Raw genomic sequence first — 15,937 nt, 5'->3', positions numbered from 1 at the left:
AACGCTAACGCCGTTGTTTCGGCACCCGAGCCATATTCTGTATTTCTTTACCATTTTCGGGTCAGAGCCAGATACAGGGAACGCGGCTGACCGACAAAGTAACGATACTGGCCAAAACCGAAATCCGCCCTTTCTGCATAATCTTTATCCATGATATTCAGCAGGTTGATACTGACTTTCCAGTCTTTTAACTGATGATTGGCGCGAATATGCACAAGGTTATGGCCAGCATATTCAGCATCGTTTTGCGGGTCGAGATAATAACGGCCCATTTTCACCCATTCCAGTTCTACCTCTGTATTCGCTGAAGTCTGCCAGCGCAGACGGCTGTTCAGCATCAGTTTCGGTGCGGTATCGATGGTATTGCCTTTAATATTGGTATTGGTCAGAGAAAGGTCATTGGCGTAGCGATGGCTGGCCCAGCTGCCGCTGAAATGCCAGCTCCAGTGAGGATTAAAACGGTATTTTAACGCCAGTTCCAGACCTTTGTGGCGGGTTTCACCATTACTGACATTGCGTCTGTCGGCATCCTGAAAAATGAAATTGCGTTTAACCATCTGATACAAGGTCAGATCGTAAAACCATCGCTGATAGTCTCCACGCCAGCCTAGCTCAACGCTACGCATTTGTTCGGCGTCCAGCCGGGCCAGGGCCTGACCCTGTTGCAATCGAAATAACTCAGTCGCCTGGGGCGCGCGATAACCGAGGCTAATATTGGAATACAGCTGTTGGGTAGGTGTCAGTTGATAAATCATTCCCACTGAGGGTGACCAATGGGGATAGCTGACCTTGTTGTTGTCCGGGCGAATAAAACGGCAATTGACGACATCATCGTCGCAGGCAGACCCCGCGGGCAGATGGGACTGATAGTCATATTCCTGCCAGTCATAGCGCAATCCCGCTGACAGGCTCAGATTACTGCTCGCCTCCCAGCGCAGATTGAGAAAAGGCGACAGATTACGAGCAATGACCTCATAGTCATAGTGTTTTCCTTGTGGAATGGCCGGCGAGAAGGGATCCGGTTGAGTTTCTGTCAATTTCCCCCGGGTCCACTCAGTATCCACACCGGCCTGGAACAGCCAGTCCTGTTGCTGCCATGCATATAATGTTTGTACCCCACCACCAACCTGACTGTTCTCTTCAATGGCCTGCCAGGGCAGGTAATGCTGTAGAAAGTCCATCTGCTGATATCTGAAATAAGGTGTAATGCTGAGTTGGTGTTGACCCCATTCACGGCTCACTTGTGTGTGGAAACGCATGGACCGGGCGTTGCGGTAAGCTTCAGGGTTGGGATTAGTGCGACGCAATGCGTCGTCTTTATATGCCTGTTTACCCTGCACATAGCCAGCGGTCTCCTGATTGAGGTTACTGAGAGCAAGGCGACTGACCATTTCCCAGTTCTGCAACGCACTGGTGTACACAAGGTTCAGTTTCTGTTGTTGGTAACCGGATTCGTTCTGGTAGCCACCATCATGGCTGGCATTACCATATAACAACAGATTGTCGTTACCAACGCGGAACTTGCCCCGTAAAAAGCTATCTGGGCCCGTCTCAACGCTAAGCAGACTTGTTGATTCAGCAGGCATAGGTGAGATAACGTTGATGATGCCATGTACCGCATTACTACCATACCAGCTGCTGCCGGGACCGCGTATGACTTCTATGCTACCAGCCTGTTCAGAATTGATTTCAAACAGTTGATTCGCGTTACAAAACCCACTGGCGCGGGTAGGGATACTATCTTCGGCGATCAGAAACGCCCCGCATCCACCGGCACCGGTGAGCACCGGTGAGCGTATGGCGGTGAGGTGCTCCTGACCATTGCCGCGGCTGATCCAGGTACCCTGAACACGATCCAGCGCCTGATTGATATGAATAGCGTTGAGCAAATCGAGGTCTTCGTCGTTTACGGTGGCAATACTCAGCGGGTTTTCAGCCATGGTCAGAGACTGGCGCTGAGCGGTAACACTGATACGCTCAAGTTCACTGGCCCGGGGAGCGGCGGATGCCGCTAAAAGGATTATGCTGAATATCAGAAATCTGGACATATTTATCCGTGGTGGGTGAGGGAAAGGTGGTCATGCTCTCATAGCCCTTATCGATAAGTCTATGTGAGGCGCGACAGAGTACTTTCTTCTGAGACAAATGCAAATTGTCGCTGTCTTCTGCCAACAGTTAGGAAGCTGGCATTCGCTATCGTTTCGTTCCCATGCCAGCAAGCCGCAATCAGCGAATGTTTGAACAGGGTAAAGTTGCCATGGCCTGTTGCGTTAATCCTGCCTGGTATAAAGAGCCACAACAGCAGCAGATACAGCTTTTCAGTTACCCGTTGTTTTATACCCAGGACATGTTTGTGTTTCCTCCCGACAGAGTTTTCAGCATAGAGAATCTGGCGGTGTTATGGACAAAGCGGGTAGCGCTTGTCAGAGGTTATGGCTATATCGGCTCAGAGAATTTTTCTGAACGTATTGAGTTGAAAAATGAACAGGCAGTACTGGAATTTATCGCGCTGGGCAGAGCCGATGTGGGCATCGTCAATGAAAGGGTATTAGACTATTTTCTGGATCGCCACCCAGGCGCTGTGTTTAAAGGGCCAGTGCATGATCGGGCAACCCTGCATATTCAGCTACATAGAAACTGGAAGCCGTTGCTGACACCTCTGAACCGTGCAATCACAACCTTGCTGGACACCGGTAAAGTTGAACATATTCTGACCCAATCGGGGGAGTCATCGTCGCAAAATCGTTAACGGGGGACTGAGCCTTGTTCTGAGTGAGCGGGAGATTCTTTGATGCCTTCGTTTTCACAAAACCAGAGAATGCGATTCTTACCCTGGTGTTTGGCCATATACAACATGTCATCGGCCATTTTTATGGCATCCTTTGGTTTACTGCCTGTATCTGGCCTGCAGGTATAGCCACCGATACTGACGGTGATATGGCAAATATCCGGATTTTGCAGATCATCCAGAGGCATCTCCTCAATGCCCTGTCGACACTGCTCCATCACATCCATACAGCCCTGTCTGTCATTGTCCGGTAGCAGAATAATAAACTCTTCTCCTCCAAAACGGGCTACCAGATCCCGGGGGCGCTGCAAACGGGAACTGAAGGCTGCGGAAACTTTTTGCAGTACTTTGTCTCCTGCGGCGTGGCCAAAATGATCGTTGTAATGCTTGAAATCATCAATATCTACCAGAATCAGTGAAATGGGGCTTTGTTTACGCATGGCAACACGCCACTCTCGTTTCAGTACATCTTCGAAGCGACGCCGGTTGGCAATGCTGGTCAGAGGATCAATATTGGCCAGCTGTTCCAACATATTCCGTTGGCGGCGCAACTCAAGGTGTAACTTTATCCGGGCCAGTACAATCGTCGTATGAAAAGGTTTTTGTATATAATCGCAGGCCCCAAGATGAAAGCCCTTTTCTTCGTGATGGGTGTCTCCCAATGCAGTGATAAAGATAACCGGAATATCGCAGGTGGTAGCGTCATGCTGTAATGCGCTCATCACCTCGAACCCATCCAGACCCTGCATTATTACATCCAGCAAAATCAAATCCGGTTTTAGCTCAGCAGCCTTACGAATCCCCTGCTGACCACTTTTGGCGAGGATGATATCCGCCTGATCTCTGAGGATATCACTTAAGATCCTAAGGTTGTCCGTTTCATCATCAATGATCAGTATTTGCTGTCGCTCGCTCATTGGGTTTCACTGTTCCTGTCGGTGTTATCTTTCCCCTTAGCTGTTGTTGAATCCGCCTGCAACCGGGACAACATTTCCTCGGCGAGCCGGACCGCTTGCTCGAATTCCACCTCCTGGACGGAACGCAGCAGCCGGTCAAAGTCTTCCGCCAGTGGGTTATCGGTGAAATCCGGCTGTAGGGCGGTTAAACGCTCCTCGACGCTGAGATCCGATTGCTTCAGTAGCGGGATAAGGGCTTTCAGTTCAACGATGAAATCTGTCGTTGCTAAAGGGGACTCTCGCTTACTCAGCTCCGGACAGTAGGGAGACAAATGGTCTGATAATGCCTCCAGTTGCTGGCACAGAGTCAGAATGTCATCGCTGCAATGTTGCTGTTGCTGAAGCTTGTTTTCGAGCGTTGAACAGCGCTGTGACAGCTCAAAAGCGCCGATATAGGCAAAACTGGACTTAAGCGAATGAATTGCACGAAACAGGTCAGACTGTTCATCGTTGGCCAGCAAGCGTCTGATCCTTGAGGCAGTATGACGTTGGTCTCGGTAGAAGCTGCGGATCAGCTTCATATATAAGCTGGTATTGCCCGCGAGCCTCTGTAATGCTTTGCTGGTATCCAGTGCGCTGAGCTCTGCAAGAGATGCTGGTATATGCTCAGGGATTGTTCTAGGGCTGTGAACCTCTGCCAACTCGGGCCTTTGTGATTTGGGTTGCAGGGCGTGACCAACAGGCTTGCGGGCGGCTAAATAGCACTGCAATTTACTATACAGCTGCGCCGGCTCTATAGGTTTGGCCAGATGATCGTCCATCCCGGCCTGATGACTTTTGTGTCGATCTGATGCCATGGCATGAGCGGTCATGGCGATAACCGGTGTGTCCAGCCCAAGCTCTTGTCTGATTTTCTGGGTAGCGCTAAGGCCATCTAAGCCCGGCATCTGAATATCCATCAGGATGAGATCAAAGGGTTGCTGCCTGAGTTTATCAACCGCCTGCAGACCATTGGTGGCAATGTCGACATTAATGCCGGTTTTTCCCAGCATGCCACGGGCAACCTCCAGATTAATACTGTTGTCATCCACCAATAGTAAGGAATAGCCACTTAAATCGGGAGCCTCGAACGAGGTCGTGGAAGCAGCCGGCTTTGAGTCAACGGCTTTGGAAGATGGTTCTAGCGGCAGTTGCAGTGGTAACGTAAAACTGAAAGTCGACCCTTTGCCCACTTCACTCTGAACCCAAATGTCTCCCCCCATCAGCTGACACAATTGTTTGCAAATGGCCAGCCCAAGGCCGGTACCCCCATATTGCCGGGTAATGGAATCATCACCCTGAGTAAAAGACTGAAAAAGCCGTTGCTGTTGTTCCTGGCTCATGCCAATACCGGTGTCAGTTACGCTGAACAGCAACATCGGACCTGGATCCTGTACGCGATTGCATTTACGAACAGACACAGTGATGTGCCCCTGGCTGGTGAATTTTACCGCGTTACTGATTAAGTTGACTAATATCTGCTGAATACGCCACGGGTCGCTGATGACTCTATCTGGTGTATTCCCATCGATATCGGTGATAAAAGATAAACCCTTATCATGGGCCTGCACGGCATTCATATTTATCGCGGACTGCAGAACTTCTCTGGGTGCCATCGCTATCTGGTCAATATGCAGCTTGCCCGCTTCAATACGTGAAAAGTCCAGAATATCGTCTACCAGTCGCAGTAATGTATTGCTGGCATCCAGTATTTTATTAAGGTGCTCCTTTCTTTCCTGACTGGAACCGGTATCCAGTGCCAGTCGACTTAAGCCCATCACGGCGTTTATAGGAGTGCGGATTTCATGGCTCATATTGGCCAGAAAGGCGGCCTTGGTCTGTGCGGCGGCTTCTGCCTGTTGGCGGGCTTGTTTTAGTTCTTCTGCCAGCCGGCTTAAGCGTTGCCGCTCACGGAAAATATGTACAGCCCATAGCGTGATCAGACCCAGTGCGCCAAATAGCATCGCCGCCATCAGCCTGGCATTCGCGGTACTTTGTTGACTGACTTGCTGCTCAAGATGTAACAGCTGATTTTGCTGTTCGAGCTGTTCTATCTGAGCGGCCTTGGTTTCGCTGTCAAACAGCGCCTGCATAACACTAAGCTGAGTGGCGCTGCGTTCACTCATATATTGTTGTTCTGTTTGTTGAGCCAATTTCAGGGTTTCAAGGGCGAGTTGTAATTTCTCTTGTTTCTGATAGACACCGGCCAGGTGGTATTCAACCTTGCTAAGGTTTGCCTTACTACCCATGTCCTGTGCGGTTTGACGGGCTTGTAAAAGCAATTGCAAAGCCTGATCCAGAGCCCCGAATCTGCTTAACGCAGAAGACTTCAGGATAAGTGAACTGAATAAGGTGTACTGAAGATTATTCTGAACTGATAGATCGATCGCTTTATCAAACAGGGCGATAGCACCGGAAATATCGTCTTTGATAAGCAGCGCTTCTCCTAACGCATTGTTGGCCATTGCTACACCCAGGTTATCCTGATCCTGTCTGTAGAGGGTTAATGATTTTGTGAAGTACCCAATGGCTTTTTCGACTTCACCCAGCTCCAGAAACACCTGACCGGTGCCTTTTTCGGCGCTGGCCAGATTATCCTCACCGGCGGCTAAACGGCGATAGTGCTGATAATACTCAAGGGCTGTTTGAAACTGTCCAGCATTCTTATAGGTATTGCCCATGTTGTTATAGCAATAGCCTTCATACAGCTGGTTGCCGGCTTCACGATAGTAACCCGCCGCATGCTGGTACTTTGTTATAGCGCGGGGGTATTCGCCGATACTTTGCAATACATTACCCTGTAGCATGAGCGCCCGGGCGCGTACCTCTGCTAAATTGTATTGCTCGGAGAGTAGTTCAGCATCTCTGGCCATTTGCATGGCTTCACCGTAGCGACCGAGAAAGTAAAGTGCATAGGAAGTGGCATTTAAAACCCGACCATGAGCCTTGGGCTCGGGGTTATCAGCAAAGTAGGTCAGCGCCTGCTTTGATAAGGTAAGGGCGTCTTCAGGTTGGTTGCGGGAAAGCTGTTCGCTTCGCTCGGCAAACCAGTTACCGCCAACTGATTGCTGCGAACTAACATGAGAAGCCCGGTTATTAACCTGCTTTTGTACACTGGCACCGGATAAAAATACCGGTGCCAGTAACGCCAGAAGATATAATAACCGGCACACGCACTGTCTCAGTGCGTTACTGTACGGCCGAGTCGACCGATATTGTTTTTATTATCATCGTTGTCAGAGGCTTTGTCCAAACCCTTCCAGTCACCGGTCTGTTCAATCAGCTTTTTCGCCAACATCTGGCGCAGAGCTTCTTTATCCATTTCAAGTATGTCGTGACACTCTTCGATGCCAGCTTGTTCAAGCATTTGCTGACGGTTTGCCTGACTGAGGTTAAAGGCATGAAGCTTATTGGCGTCAGTTGCCAGTTCTAAGTAAAAACGGCTTAGATTATCCATAATTATTTCCTCTTCTTACTATTAGTTGTTGCCTTATTGCAACGGGTTTCACATCTCAACTTCTTCGTATTCATCCCAGTGACTGATATCTGTCTCTGTAAGCCCCAGCCAGCCTAAGCGCTCTTCAGCAAAAGTGGGTTCCCGGCAGGCCGGGACATAAAGCGTAGTAATGGTATTAACATCGGCTTTGGCTAAATCAGTCAGGGCTATCCAGTCTTTACGGGGCTCGAATCCAGGCAGGGTGGGCGCTTCATACAAACACACCTGATGATCAGACGGATAGTCCATCTGCAATAATTTGCATAAGGCCTCCAGGCCCTGCTTACCCGGTTCAAATTTGTCCATGCTGTGTTCACCGGTGAGCCCCAGTTGCCATAGTATCAGTGCGGCACTGGTATCAACGTCACGGCGGGTAAGTAAAAAGCGGGTGGATTCATAGCTCTGACAGCCAGTATCGGCAGGATCCAGTCCCAGGTCTGCATACAGGCATGCATCGGCTGAGATCCCGGGAAGCATTGCTACCGGGTAGCCCTGTCCTGCGAGCACCCTGCTTGCCATACGGGTGGATGAGACAAACACCCCGGGGTGACCATAGAATATGACACAGACCGATTTCCCCTGATGCACTAAATCGATAATATACAGGGCCATCTGACGATAAATCTCAGGGCGCGAATAGCCCATATTATAAAAGCGGCCCAGATGTTCGGTGTGCGGATTAAGCTGGCGTATATGCTGTATTGAGAGGGGGTTAGGAGCAACCAGTAATACGGATTCAGCGGTTTGGATAAGACTTTGAGTTTCTAGGGTCATATGACCGGGGTGCAAACCACAACCCGCTATTGTCAGTCGTCCTTTTTGTTCATCCATAACCATTTCCCCTTTAATCCAGTTGATGAAGAATAAGAAATAATCAACGCAGACGCAACAGAAAGAAATATCAGCACAGGACACAGGCAGAGAATAACAGACCAACAGCTTAAAAACCCGGGCGGGCCATGGAGAGCCCGCCCGGTAAATACCAATTGTTTGGATAAAATTGGTATCACTCCCAAGAAAGACCAGTAGACTTGAGGAGTAGTGCAGTCTTACTTTATTGCAAATAAGAATGATTTGCAATAGCAGTTTAGGTTTTTTTATTATGAATCTCACGAAAAGAAATTTAACCACAGAGGCACAGAGGTTTTAAGGCATAGGCCCTGTAGTTCTCAGTGTTCTCTGTGACTGTGTGGTCAGTTTTGTTCTTCTAAAAAAGTTGCTGGGTCTGTCCAGCAACTTTGATTGCTCAATGCTGATGGGGACGTATCTGAATATTCAAAGGCTGCTGGATGCCTGACAACGACATTCGGACATGACCGGAGACTGAGGTTTCCACCTCACTCATCTCCCCTCTCTCCTCACTCAAATATGGATAAAATTTATCCTCGCGTTTATTTTTTTCTACTGTATAATGCGCGCCCTGCCCAGTTACACGACAGCCGCTTTTGGGAAAGCGGAACAACCGGGATGCTCGAAGGGGCAATTTACCCGGTTTAGCAGCCTTGTTGCCAGCGGGAGCTGAACAGCAAGTGCATAAGTAACTACATATTGAAATTTTGGGTAACGAGAAATGAAAACTTTTGTTGCTAAGCCGGAAACGGTAAAACGTGACTGGTTTGTGGTTGATGCCACAGACAAGACCCTTGGACGCCTGGCAACTGAAATTGCCCGTCGTCTGCGTGGTAAGCATAAGCCTGAGTACACACCTCATGTGGATACAGGTGATTACATCGTGGTCATCAACGCAGAAAAAGTTCGGGTTACAGGTAATAAAACCCAGAACAAAATGTACTATTCATATTCAGGCTACGTAGGTGGACTGAAAGAAACTACTTTCGAAAAGTTACAGGCTCATAAGCCTGAACTGATCATCGAAAAAGCGGTTAAAGGTATGTTGCCAAAAGGTCCTCTGGGCCGCGCGATGTTCCGCAAAATGAAGGTCTACGCTGGTTCTGAGCATGTTCATGCCGCTCAGCAGCCACAGGTTCTGGATATTTAAGGAGCATTGAGTAATGGCAGATAATCAATATTACGGCACAGGCCGTCGCAAAAGCTCCACTGCTCGCGTATTTATTCGCCCGGGCACTGGTAAAGTTACAGTTAACAGTCTTTCTCTGGAAGAGTTCTTTGGTCGTGAAACTGCCCGCATGGTAGTACGTCAGCCTCTGGAACTGTTAGAGATGACCGAGAAGTTTGATCTGTACATCACCGTATCCGGTGGTGGTATCAGTGGTCAGGCTGGCGCTATCCGTCACGGTATTACCCGTGCACTGATGGAGTACGACGAGGCCCTGCGGCCCGCGTTGCGCAAAGCCGGCTTTGTCACCCGTGATGCCCGTGAAGTGGAACGGAAGAAAGTGGGCCTGCATAAAGCACGCAAACGCCCTCAGTTCTCCAAGCGTTAATAAACCTGAAGTCGGCAGTTGACCCACGGGCGATAGCGCATCTCCTTGATTTGTCTGGCTATATGAAAAAATGTCTCATCACCAACAAGGTGACCACGAATTTTTTCATTACGCCATCCAAATCAGACAGATGCACTTTCACCTCGCGCGCAACTGCGGAATCCAGGTTAGAACAACCTAGTTGTTATACAAGAAACCCGGCAAATGCCGGGTTTTTTTATGCTGATGGAATGTTTTACCGCTGAAGTGTGAGAGTTTTGGTCCCCAGGTACTGTTTCCATTTTCCCTGCTATCCCGGCGAATGACTTTTGTTCGTCATTTATCCTTTGCACTTTTAGGTGAGTTTTAACGCACTCTCAGCTGCTCCGCGAACTAATCTGTTGTTTTAGCCATCATTTCCTTGTGTTTTAAAGGGGTTTTCTTTTATCATTTCCGGCTAAAATCATAACCTCAGACTTTCCTGTTACAATTGCACAACTTAAAATAAGACAATTGACCGGGAAAGCACATAATCCAACCTTTGGAGTAAAGTGGATGAGTAATGCGCCAGTAGATAATGGGCGGCGCCGATTTCTGACCATCGCCACCTCGGTAGTGGGCGGTGTCGGAGTGGTGGGTGCCGCAGTGCCTTTTATCGCTTCCTGGAATCCCAGTGCCAAGGCCCGGGCTGCCGGGGCGGATGTGGAAGCCGATATCAGTAAAATTGAGCCAGGTCAGATGTTGCGCGTGGAGTGGCGGAGCAAACCGGTCTGGATCGTTCGCCGCACCCCTGAGACGCTCAAATCTCTGGCTGATCATGAAGATAAGCTGCGGGACCCAGAATCTTTGCAGCCGCAACAGCCGGTATTTGCACAGAACCGTTATCGCTCGCTTAAAGAGGAATATATGGTTGTGCTGGGAATTTGTACTCACTTAGGGTGCTCACCTCAGCACTTGAAAGACGGTGCCTTTGCCGAACAGGTGGAGGGAGTACCTGACGGTTTCTTCTGTCCTTGTCATGGTTCAAAATTTGATATGGCGGGACGTGTTTTTGAGAGTGTGCCTGCTCCATTGAACCTGGTGGTGCCTCCCCATTACTATGTCGACGATAACACCATATTGATTGGTTCATCAGAGGGGGCAGCCTGAGATGTCTAACAAACTGCTCGATTGGATTGAATACAGAATACCGATGATGCGTGTGGCAAAGATGCACGCAGCAGAGTATCCCGCACCTAAGAATATGAACTTCTGGTACGTGTTTGGCTTTCTGGCCACTATCGTACTGATCAACCAGATCGTCACTGGCATCTGGCTGACTATGAGTTTTGAACCGTCTGCCGAGCGTGCTTTTGCCTCTGTTGAGTACATTATGCGCGAAGTGGAATACGGTTATATTCTGCGATATATGCACTCTACTGGTGCGTCGGCCTTCTTCATCGTCGTATACCTGCATATGTTCCGCGGTATGATTTATGGGTCATACCAGAAGCCCCGTGAGCTGTTGTGGGTATTCGGTATGTTTATCTATCTGGCACTGATGGCCGAAGCCTTTATGGGGTACGTATTACCCTGGGGGCAGATGTCCTACTGGGGTGCGCAGGTTATCGTATCGCTGTTTAGTGCCATTCCGGTTATCGGTGAGGATCTGGTTATCTGGATCCAGGGTGACTATGTCATTTCAGGTGCCACGCTGAACCGTTTCTTCGCATTGCATGTTATTGCCCTGCCGCTGGTGATTGTGATTCTGGTGTTCCTGCACATTGTTGCGCTGCACGAAGTGGGCTCTAATAACCCGGATGGGGTTGAAGTGAAGCGCAAGAAGGGATCTCTCAAAGAGGAAGAGAAGACCAAATGGAAGATGCACGAATATTACACTAACAAATACGATATTGTTGATGATGTAGTGCCATTTTTCCCCCATATAGTGCTTAAGGACCTGGTGGCCTTCACCATATTCCTGTTGGGTTTCGCCTACGTGCTGTTCTTCAATCCGGAAATGGGCGGCTATTTCCTCGAACATCCTAATTTTGAACAGGCTAACCCGCTGAAAACACCGCAGCATATTTTCCCGGTCTGGTATTTCACCCCCTTCTACGCCATTCTGAAGGCGGTTCCCGATAAGTTGGGTGGCGTAATCGCTATGTTTTCTGCCATCATTATGCTGGTCTTGTTGCCCTGGATTGACAGAGGCAGGGTGAAATCCTGGCGCTATCGCAGCGGCATTCACAGATATAATCTGCTGGTCTTTGCTGCGGTATTTATTTTCCTCGGTTATCTGGGCGGAACGCCACAGGAGCCCTGGAAGATAACAGCTTCGCAAATCTGTACCTTCCTGTATTTTGGCTTCTTTGCTTTGCTATGGCTGTACAGTAAGAATGAGAAAACTAAGCCACTGCCAGAGAGGATTAGCAAATGAGAAAACTTGTCGTATTGCTGAGCTTTTTAGTTCCTTCGCTGGTGTTTGCCGCAGGTAGCAGCTACCCGCTGGATAAGGCGGAGTATGATCTGACCGACAAAGCGTCGCTGCAACGTGGTGCGCAGACTTTTATGAATTACTGCATGGGCTGCCATCAGGCCCAGTACCAGCGTTACCAGCGCACATTTGAAGATATCGGGGTGCCACTTGAGCTGGGCGAACAGAACCTTCAGTTCACCGGTGAAAAAGTCAGTGATTATATGAAAGGCGCCATGCCCAAAGCCTCGGCCGAAAAATGGTTTGGTACGGCGGTGCCGGACCTGACGCTGGTTGCCCGTGTCAGAGGAGCTGACTGGCTGTATACGTATCTGCGTACATTTTATGTGGATGACAGCCGTCCTTTCGGCGTGAATAATAAGGTATTTCCTGATGTAGGCATGCCTCATGCGTTGGAAGAATTGCAGGGTATACCCTATGATAGCCACGAGGAAAAGCTGATTGACGGTGAGATGAAAGAAGTCTATGCCGGCATCAAATCTGACGGTTCCGGTACACTGAGCCCTGAAGAGTACGACCAGGCAGTATTGGATCTGGTTAATTTTATGGTGTATCTGGGCGAGCCCTCCAGGCTGGAAGCAGAAGATATAGGGCGCTGGGTGATCATCTTTATCCTGGTCTTCTTTGTTTTCGCATATCTGCTGAAAAAAGAATATTGGCGGGATGTTCACTAAATGCCCGGATTTTCAGGTATAATAGCGAAATCATCTTAATACCCAACTAACAATCTTTTGTGACTTGGGTTTAAGGGCAGTGTGCGCGTTGACACTGCCCTTTTTATCGTTTTATGAAATGGATTTATGCGCATTGATGTAATCGCAGATCCGTTATTTTTGGGTTTTGGAGGAGTGTGAATGGCCGTTGCCACCAATAAGCGTTCAATTATGGCATTGTTCTCGGATACGCTGGATATATACAGCCATCAGGTACGTATCGTACTGGCTGAAAAGGGCGTAGGGGTAGAGATCAGCTTTGTGGATCAGGCGAGTCTGCCTGAGGACTTACTTGAACTGAACCCATACGGTACCTTGCCGACATTGGTTGATCGTGAGCTGGTACTTTATCGCTCTCACATCATTATGGAGTATCTGGACGAACGTTTTCCGCATCCGCCGCTGATGCCGGTATATCCCGTTTCCAGAGGCCAGAGTCGCCTGATGATGCATCGTATTGAGCAGGACTGGTACAGCATTGCTGACCGCATTATGAAGAAAGAGGGCGATATAGAAACCGCGCGTAATGATTTACGCGAAGGTATTCTGGCGTTGGCGCCGTTGTTTGCTGATAATCCTTACTTCATGAGTGAAGAGTTTAGTCTGATGGATTGTTACCTTGCGCCATTGCTGTGGCGGCTGCCTGCGCTGGGGATAGAACTCAGTGGTAATGGTGCCAAGGACGTGAAAAACTACATGAATCGTATTTTTGACCGTCCTTCGTTTAAGGCGTCTTTGACTGATCAAGAACGCGAAATCCACAATCCGCTCTGATGACTATGACGTCGAATAAGCCTTACCTGTTACGTGCATTTAACGAGTGGATCCTGGATAACGATTTGACTCCTCATTTGGTGGTAGATGCCACCATTGAGGGGACTCAGGTACCCCAGGAACATGTACGGGACGGTCAGATTGTTTTGAATATCTCCCCTTCTGCCTGTGGTAAATTACACCTGTCTAATCTGGATGTGACCTTTGATGCACGCTTTGGTGGTGTGGCGAGGCGTCTGACCATACCTATGGCAGCGGTGATGGCGATCTATGCCAGAGAGAATGGTGCAGGTACAATTTTCACTCAGGAAGATGACGAACCGGATAATACGCCACCACCTACTGAACCACCGCCGACTAAAGGCAAGCCACAGTTAAAAGTGGTTAAGTAGTGACATAACAAACAAGTGTGAGAATCAAAAAAGGCGCCATAGGCGCCTTTTTTAGTAGTTATTGAGTTATCAGAAACACTTGTTATCCAGCCAGTCTAACAGCGCAGAATAGAACTCTGTTTTATGATTGTAGTAAAGCGTGTTGGAGAAGTGGTCGGCACCTTCAAGTTCAACATATTTATAATCTTTGCCTAGCTTTTCCAACTCTTCCACAAACAACCTGCTGTGCTCCACCGGAACGCGCTGGTCTATGTCACCATGTATAACCAGAATAGGAATGTTAACCTTTTCCACCTGGTCCAGAGGTGAAACACCTGAAATAGTCGGCCGTTGCAGTTCTCTGAGAAAAATACTGTCATGCAGGGTAGCATTGATGCGGGCTAAATCACTGACACCAGCACCGGCGACGGTACACTGATAAATATTGTTGTCACGCATTGAGCCGACAAAAGCAGAATAGCCACCATAACTCCAGCCAAACATGGCCAGACGTTCAGGGTCGGCCAGGCCTTTTTCAACCAGGAACTGAGCACCCTGATCCATGTCGTCCTGCATTTTCTGACCCCACTCATTATCGCCGGCTATCCAGTGATTCAGGCCATAACCTTCCGAACCACGAAACTGTGGTTGTATCACCAGATAGCCATGGTGAGCCAGCAGTTGTGACCACTCATCATAGATGACCACATCCCTGGCCCAGGGGCCGCCATGGGGCATGACTACTGTAGGATAGGGTTTTTCCCCTTTTGAAGGCAGGGTCACATAGGCCGGAATTTTCAAGCCATCTTCTGCTTTGTAACTGATATATTTTACATCAGACAGGTGCTGTGGCTCGATGAGAGGAAAGACTTCTCCGAGCTTATTCAGTGACCTTTTATCCTGCAGCAGATAGTAGGTCCCAGGGTCCTTATCTGAACGGGTACTGATAACAATTACATTGTCATCTTCCGAGCGACTGACCATGCGCACAAACTTATCTTCAAATAATGTTTCTATGGATTCCTGCAAGGCTTGTTCATTTACATCTGTCCAGTACACATCGGGGTGTTTAGTGGTATAACTGAAGCCTTGTAATGTACCGCGATCCTTCTCTTTAGAACTGAGTACAACCGAACCAGCGTCTACGGACTTCAGGCCAAACAAGCGTTCTGAGTACTCGCCGCTTTTTATATCGTACAGATAGATCCCCGCCTTATCTTCGCCATTAGTGGCTTTCACATAGACCTTGGCGGGATCTTCATTGGAAAAGTAGAGAAACTCAAACACTTCCCGTTTCTTAGGTGAAATACTTTTGACCTTGACCCAGTTGTCTTCTTTTGACGCGCGTGCGTATAGATCAATGGTCGTATCTGCGGTGTTAAAGCCCTGCGCAGCACGGATTTCGCCTTCGCTATCAGGAATAAAGCCACCGCTGATTTGCGTATTACCACGCAGCACTGTGCGGCTGCGTCCATTATCAATGTTGAAGCGAATAACGTCCGGAATACGGTTATTATTGATATCATATTCCAGTAATATCTCGTCTTCATCGCCTGGCAGAGAGCTCAACAGAGTAAAATTAGCCTGATTGTCGCTCCTGAAGGGAACCAGCCAGTCTCCCTTACCGTTGGCATTAACAATGGCATATTTGCTCACCCAATAGTTTTTGTTGCCATCCTGAATATTCTGACGAAAGACAACGCCCAGTTTTTTATTGTTCAGCCATTGGAAACCGGTAATTTCCATGCGTTCTGCACCAAGCCGTACAGGTTCAGCCTCTAGATTATCGATGTTATGTACCTCGATAATGTAATCACCATTTTTACTGGTTGCTCTTAGCATGGCTAAACGCTCACCATTTTTGGAAACGCTGACCTGCTGAATGGCGGGAAGCATGGCGAAGGCATCTAGTGGCAGCGTTTGTTTTGCTGACACGTACAATGACACAAGGCCTAAAAGAGTAATAGAAACTAACTTGTTACATTTCATAACTAGCACTT

14 protein-coding genes are annotated in these 15,937 nt (G+C 48.6%); 8 read left to right on the top strand and 6 right to left on the bottom strand.

All coding sequences use genetic code 11. The annotated features are described in order from the left end of the window. Positions 1-47: 47 nt before the first annotated feature. Positions 48-2,048, bottom strand: coding sequence for a TonB-dependent receptor (locus CDA54_RS08590; RefSeq protein ID WP_099034590.1), 2,001 nt, complete (start codon positions 2,046-2,048; stop codon positions 48-50). A 185-nt stretch (positions 2,049-2,233) separates the two neighbouring features. On the opposite strand from CDA54_RS08590, the gene CDA54_RS08585 reads away from it, so the two are divergent. After that, the gene (locus CDA54_RS08585; protein WP_229748031.1) at positions 2,234-2,749 is read left to right on the top strand and encodes a substrate-binding periplasmic protein; all 516 of its coding nucleotides are present in this window, start codon (positions 2,234-2,236) and stop codon (positions 2,747-2,749) included. Here the strand turns inward: CDA54_RS08585 and CDA54_RS08580 are convergent. Genes CDA54_RS08580 through CDA54_RS08565 form a run of 4 tightly spaced genes read right to left on the bottom strand, consistent with a single transcriptional unit; the run spans position 2,746 to position 8,050 of the window. Then, positions 2,746-3,705, bottom strand: coding sequence for a diguanylate cyclase (locus tag CDA54_RS08580; RefSeq protein WP_099034588.1), 960 nt, complete (start codon positions 3,703-3,705; stop codon positions 2,746-2,748). The genes CDA54_RS08585 and CDA54_RS08580 overlap by 4 nt on opposite strands. Beyond that, on the bottom strand, positions 3,702-6,896 hold the full coding sequence (locus tag CDA54_RS08575; protein WP_099034587.1) for a tetratricopeptide repeat-containing hybrid sensor histidine kinase/response regulator: 3,195 nt from the start codon (positions 6,894-6,896) through the stop codon (positions 3,702-3,704). Before CDA54_RS08575 ends, CDA54_RS08580 begins: the two co-directional genes overlap by 4 nt. Before the next feature lie 8 nt (positions 6,897-6,904). After that, a complete protein-coding gene (locus CDA54_RS08570; protein WP_099034586.1) occupies positions 6,905-7,180 on the bottom strand; it encodes a hypothetical protein in 276 nt (91 codons plus the stop codon). 48 nt (positions 7,181-7,228) lie between these two features. Continuing rightward, a complete protein-coding gene (locus CDA54_RS08565) occupies positions 7,229-8,050 on the bottom strand; it encodes an SAM-dependent methyltransferase (RefSeq protein WP_180237166.1) in 822 nt (273 codons plus the stop codon). A 739-nt stretch (positions 8,051-8,789) separates the two neighbouring features. Here CDA54_RS08565 and rplM point away from each other — a divergent pair. The 7 genes from rplM to CDA54_RS08530 all read left to right on the top strand — a co-directional run bounded on the left by rplM (position 8,790) and on the right by CDA54_RS08530 (position 13,958). Then, positions 8,790-9,218 carry a 50S ribosomal protein L13 gene (gene rplM / locus CDA54_RS08560; RefSeq protein ID WP_099034584.1) on the top strand — a complete coding sequence of 143 codons (429 nt, stop codon included), beginning with the start codon at positions 8,790-8,792 and terminating at the stop codon, positions 9,216-9,218. Between the two features lie 13 nt (positions 9,219-9,231). Then, positions 9,232-9,624, top strand: a complete 393-nt coding sequence (gene rpsI, locus CDA54_RS08555) for a 30S ribosomal protein S9 (protein WP_099034583.1) — start codon at positions 9,232-9,234, stop codon at positions 9,622-9,624. Between the two features lie 534 nt (positions 9,625-10,158). Continuing rightward, positions 10,159-10,752, top strand: coding sequence for a ubiquinol-cytochrome c reductase iron-sulfur subunit (gene petA / locus CDA54_RS08550; protein WP_099034582.1), 594 nt, complete (start codon positions 10,159-10,161; stop codon positions 10,750-10,752). A gap of 1 nt (position 10,753) precedes the next feature. Next, on the top strand, positions 10,754-12,022 hold the full coding sequence (locus CDA54_RS08545) for a cytochrome b (RefSeq protein WP_099034581.1): 1,269 nt from the start codon (positions 10,754-10,756) through the stop codon (positions 12,020-12,022). Continuing rightward, positions 12,019-12,753: a cytochrome c1 gene (locus tag CDA54_RS08540; protein ID WP_099034580.1), complete on the top strand. Its 735-nt coding sequence runs from the start codon at positions 12,019-12,021 to the stop codon at positions 12,751-12,753. Before CDA54_RS08545 ends, CDA54_RS08540 begins: the two co-directional genes overlap by 4 nt. A gap of 180 nt (positions 12,754-12,933) precedes the next feature. Next, positions 12,934-13,566 (top strand): stringent starvation protein SspA, encoded by a 633-nt coding sequence (sspA, locus tag CDA54_RS08535; RefSeq protein ID WP_099034579.1) that lies wholly within the window; start codon positions 12,934-12,936, stop codon positions 13,564-13,566. Between the two features lie 5 nt (positions 13,567-13,571). Next, positions 13,572-13,958 carry a ClpXP protease specificity-enhancing factor gene (locus tag CDA54_RS08530; RefSeq protein ID WP_099034667.1) on the top strand — a complete coding sequence of 129 codons (387 nt, stop codon included), beginning with the start codon at positions 13,572-13,574 and terminating at the stop codon, positions 13,956-13,958. 69 nt (positions 13,959-14,027) lie between these two features. Here CDA54_RS08530 and CDA54_RS08525 read toward each other — a convergent pair whose 3' ends face one another. Next, positions 14,028-15,926: an alpha/beta hydrolase family protein gene (locus CDA54_RS08525; protein ID WP_099034666.1), complete on the bottom strand. Its 1,899-nt coding sequence runs from the start codon at positions 15,924-15,926 to the stop codon at positions 14,028-14,030. Positions 15,927-15,937: the final 11 nt, after the last annotated feature.

This window comes from Lacimicrobium alkaliphilum (genome assembly GCF_002591895.1).
Classification (GTDB): Bacteria; Pseudomonadota; Gammaproteobacteria; order Enterobacterales; family Alteromonadaceae; genus Lacimicrobium; species Lacimicrobium alkaliphilum.
The sequence above is the reverse complement of the archived record's forward strand: the minus strand, read 5'-3'. Positions and strand labels throughout refer to the sequence as shown.

Excerpts from the sequence above, each read along its gene's own strand:
- CDA54_RS08590 (WP_099034590.1), bottom strand. The coding sequence starts at position 2,048 with ATGTCCAGATTTCTGATATTCAGCATAATCCTTTTAGCGGCATCCGCC.
- CDA54_RS08585 (WP_229748031.1), top strand. The coding sequence starts at position 2,234 with ATGTTTGAACAGGGTAAAGTTGCCATGGCCTGTTGCGTTAATCCTGCC.
- CDA54_RS08580 (WP_099034588.1), bottom strand. The coding sequence starts at position 3,705 with ATGAGCGAGCGACAGCAAATACTGATCATTGATGATGAAACGGACAAC.
- CDA54_RS08570 (WP_099034586.1), bottom strand. The coding sequence starts at position 7,180 with ATGGATAATCTAAGCCGTTTTTACTTAGAACTGGCAACTGACGCCAAT.
- CDA54_RS08565 (WP_180237166.1), bottom strand. The coding sequence starts at position 8,050 with ATGGATGAACAAAAAGGACGACTGACAATAGCGGGTTGTGGTTTGCAC.
- rplM (WP_099034584.1), top strand. The coding sequence starts at position 8,790 with ATGAAAACTTTTGTTGCTAAGCCGGAAACGGTAAAACGTGACTGGTTT.
- rpsI (WP_099034583.1), top strand. The coding sequence starts at position 9,232 with ATGGCAGATAATCAATATTACGGCACAGGCCGTCGCAAAAGCTCCACT.
- petA (WP_099034582.1), top strand. The coding sequence starts at position 10,159 with ATGAGTAATGCGCCAGTAGATAATGGGCGGCGCCGATTTCTGACCATC.
- CDA54_RS08545 (WP_099034581.1), top strand. The coding sequence starts at position 10,754 with ATGTCTAACAAACTGCTCGATTGGATTGAATACAGAATACCGATGATG.
- CDA54_RS08540 (WP_099034580.1), top strand. The coding sequence starts at position 12,019 with ATGAGAAAACTTGTCGTATTGCTGAGCTTTTTAGTTCCTTCGCTGGTG.
- sspA (WP_099034579.1), top strand. The coding sequence starts at position 12,934 with ATGGCCGTTGCCACCAATAAGCGTTCAATTATGGCATTGTTCTCGGAT.
- CDA54_RS08530 (WP_099034667.1), top strand. The coding sequence starts at position 13,572 with ATGACGTCGAATAAGCCTTACCTGTTACGTGCATTTAACGAGTGGATC.
- CDA54_RS08525 (WP_099034666.1), bottom strand. The coding sequence starts at position 15,926 with ATGAAATGTAACAAGTTAGTTTCTATTACTCTTTTAGGCCTTGTGTCA.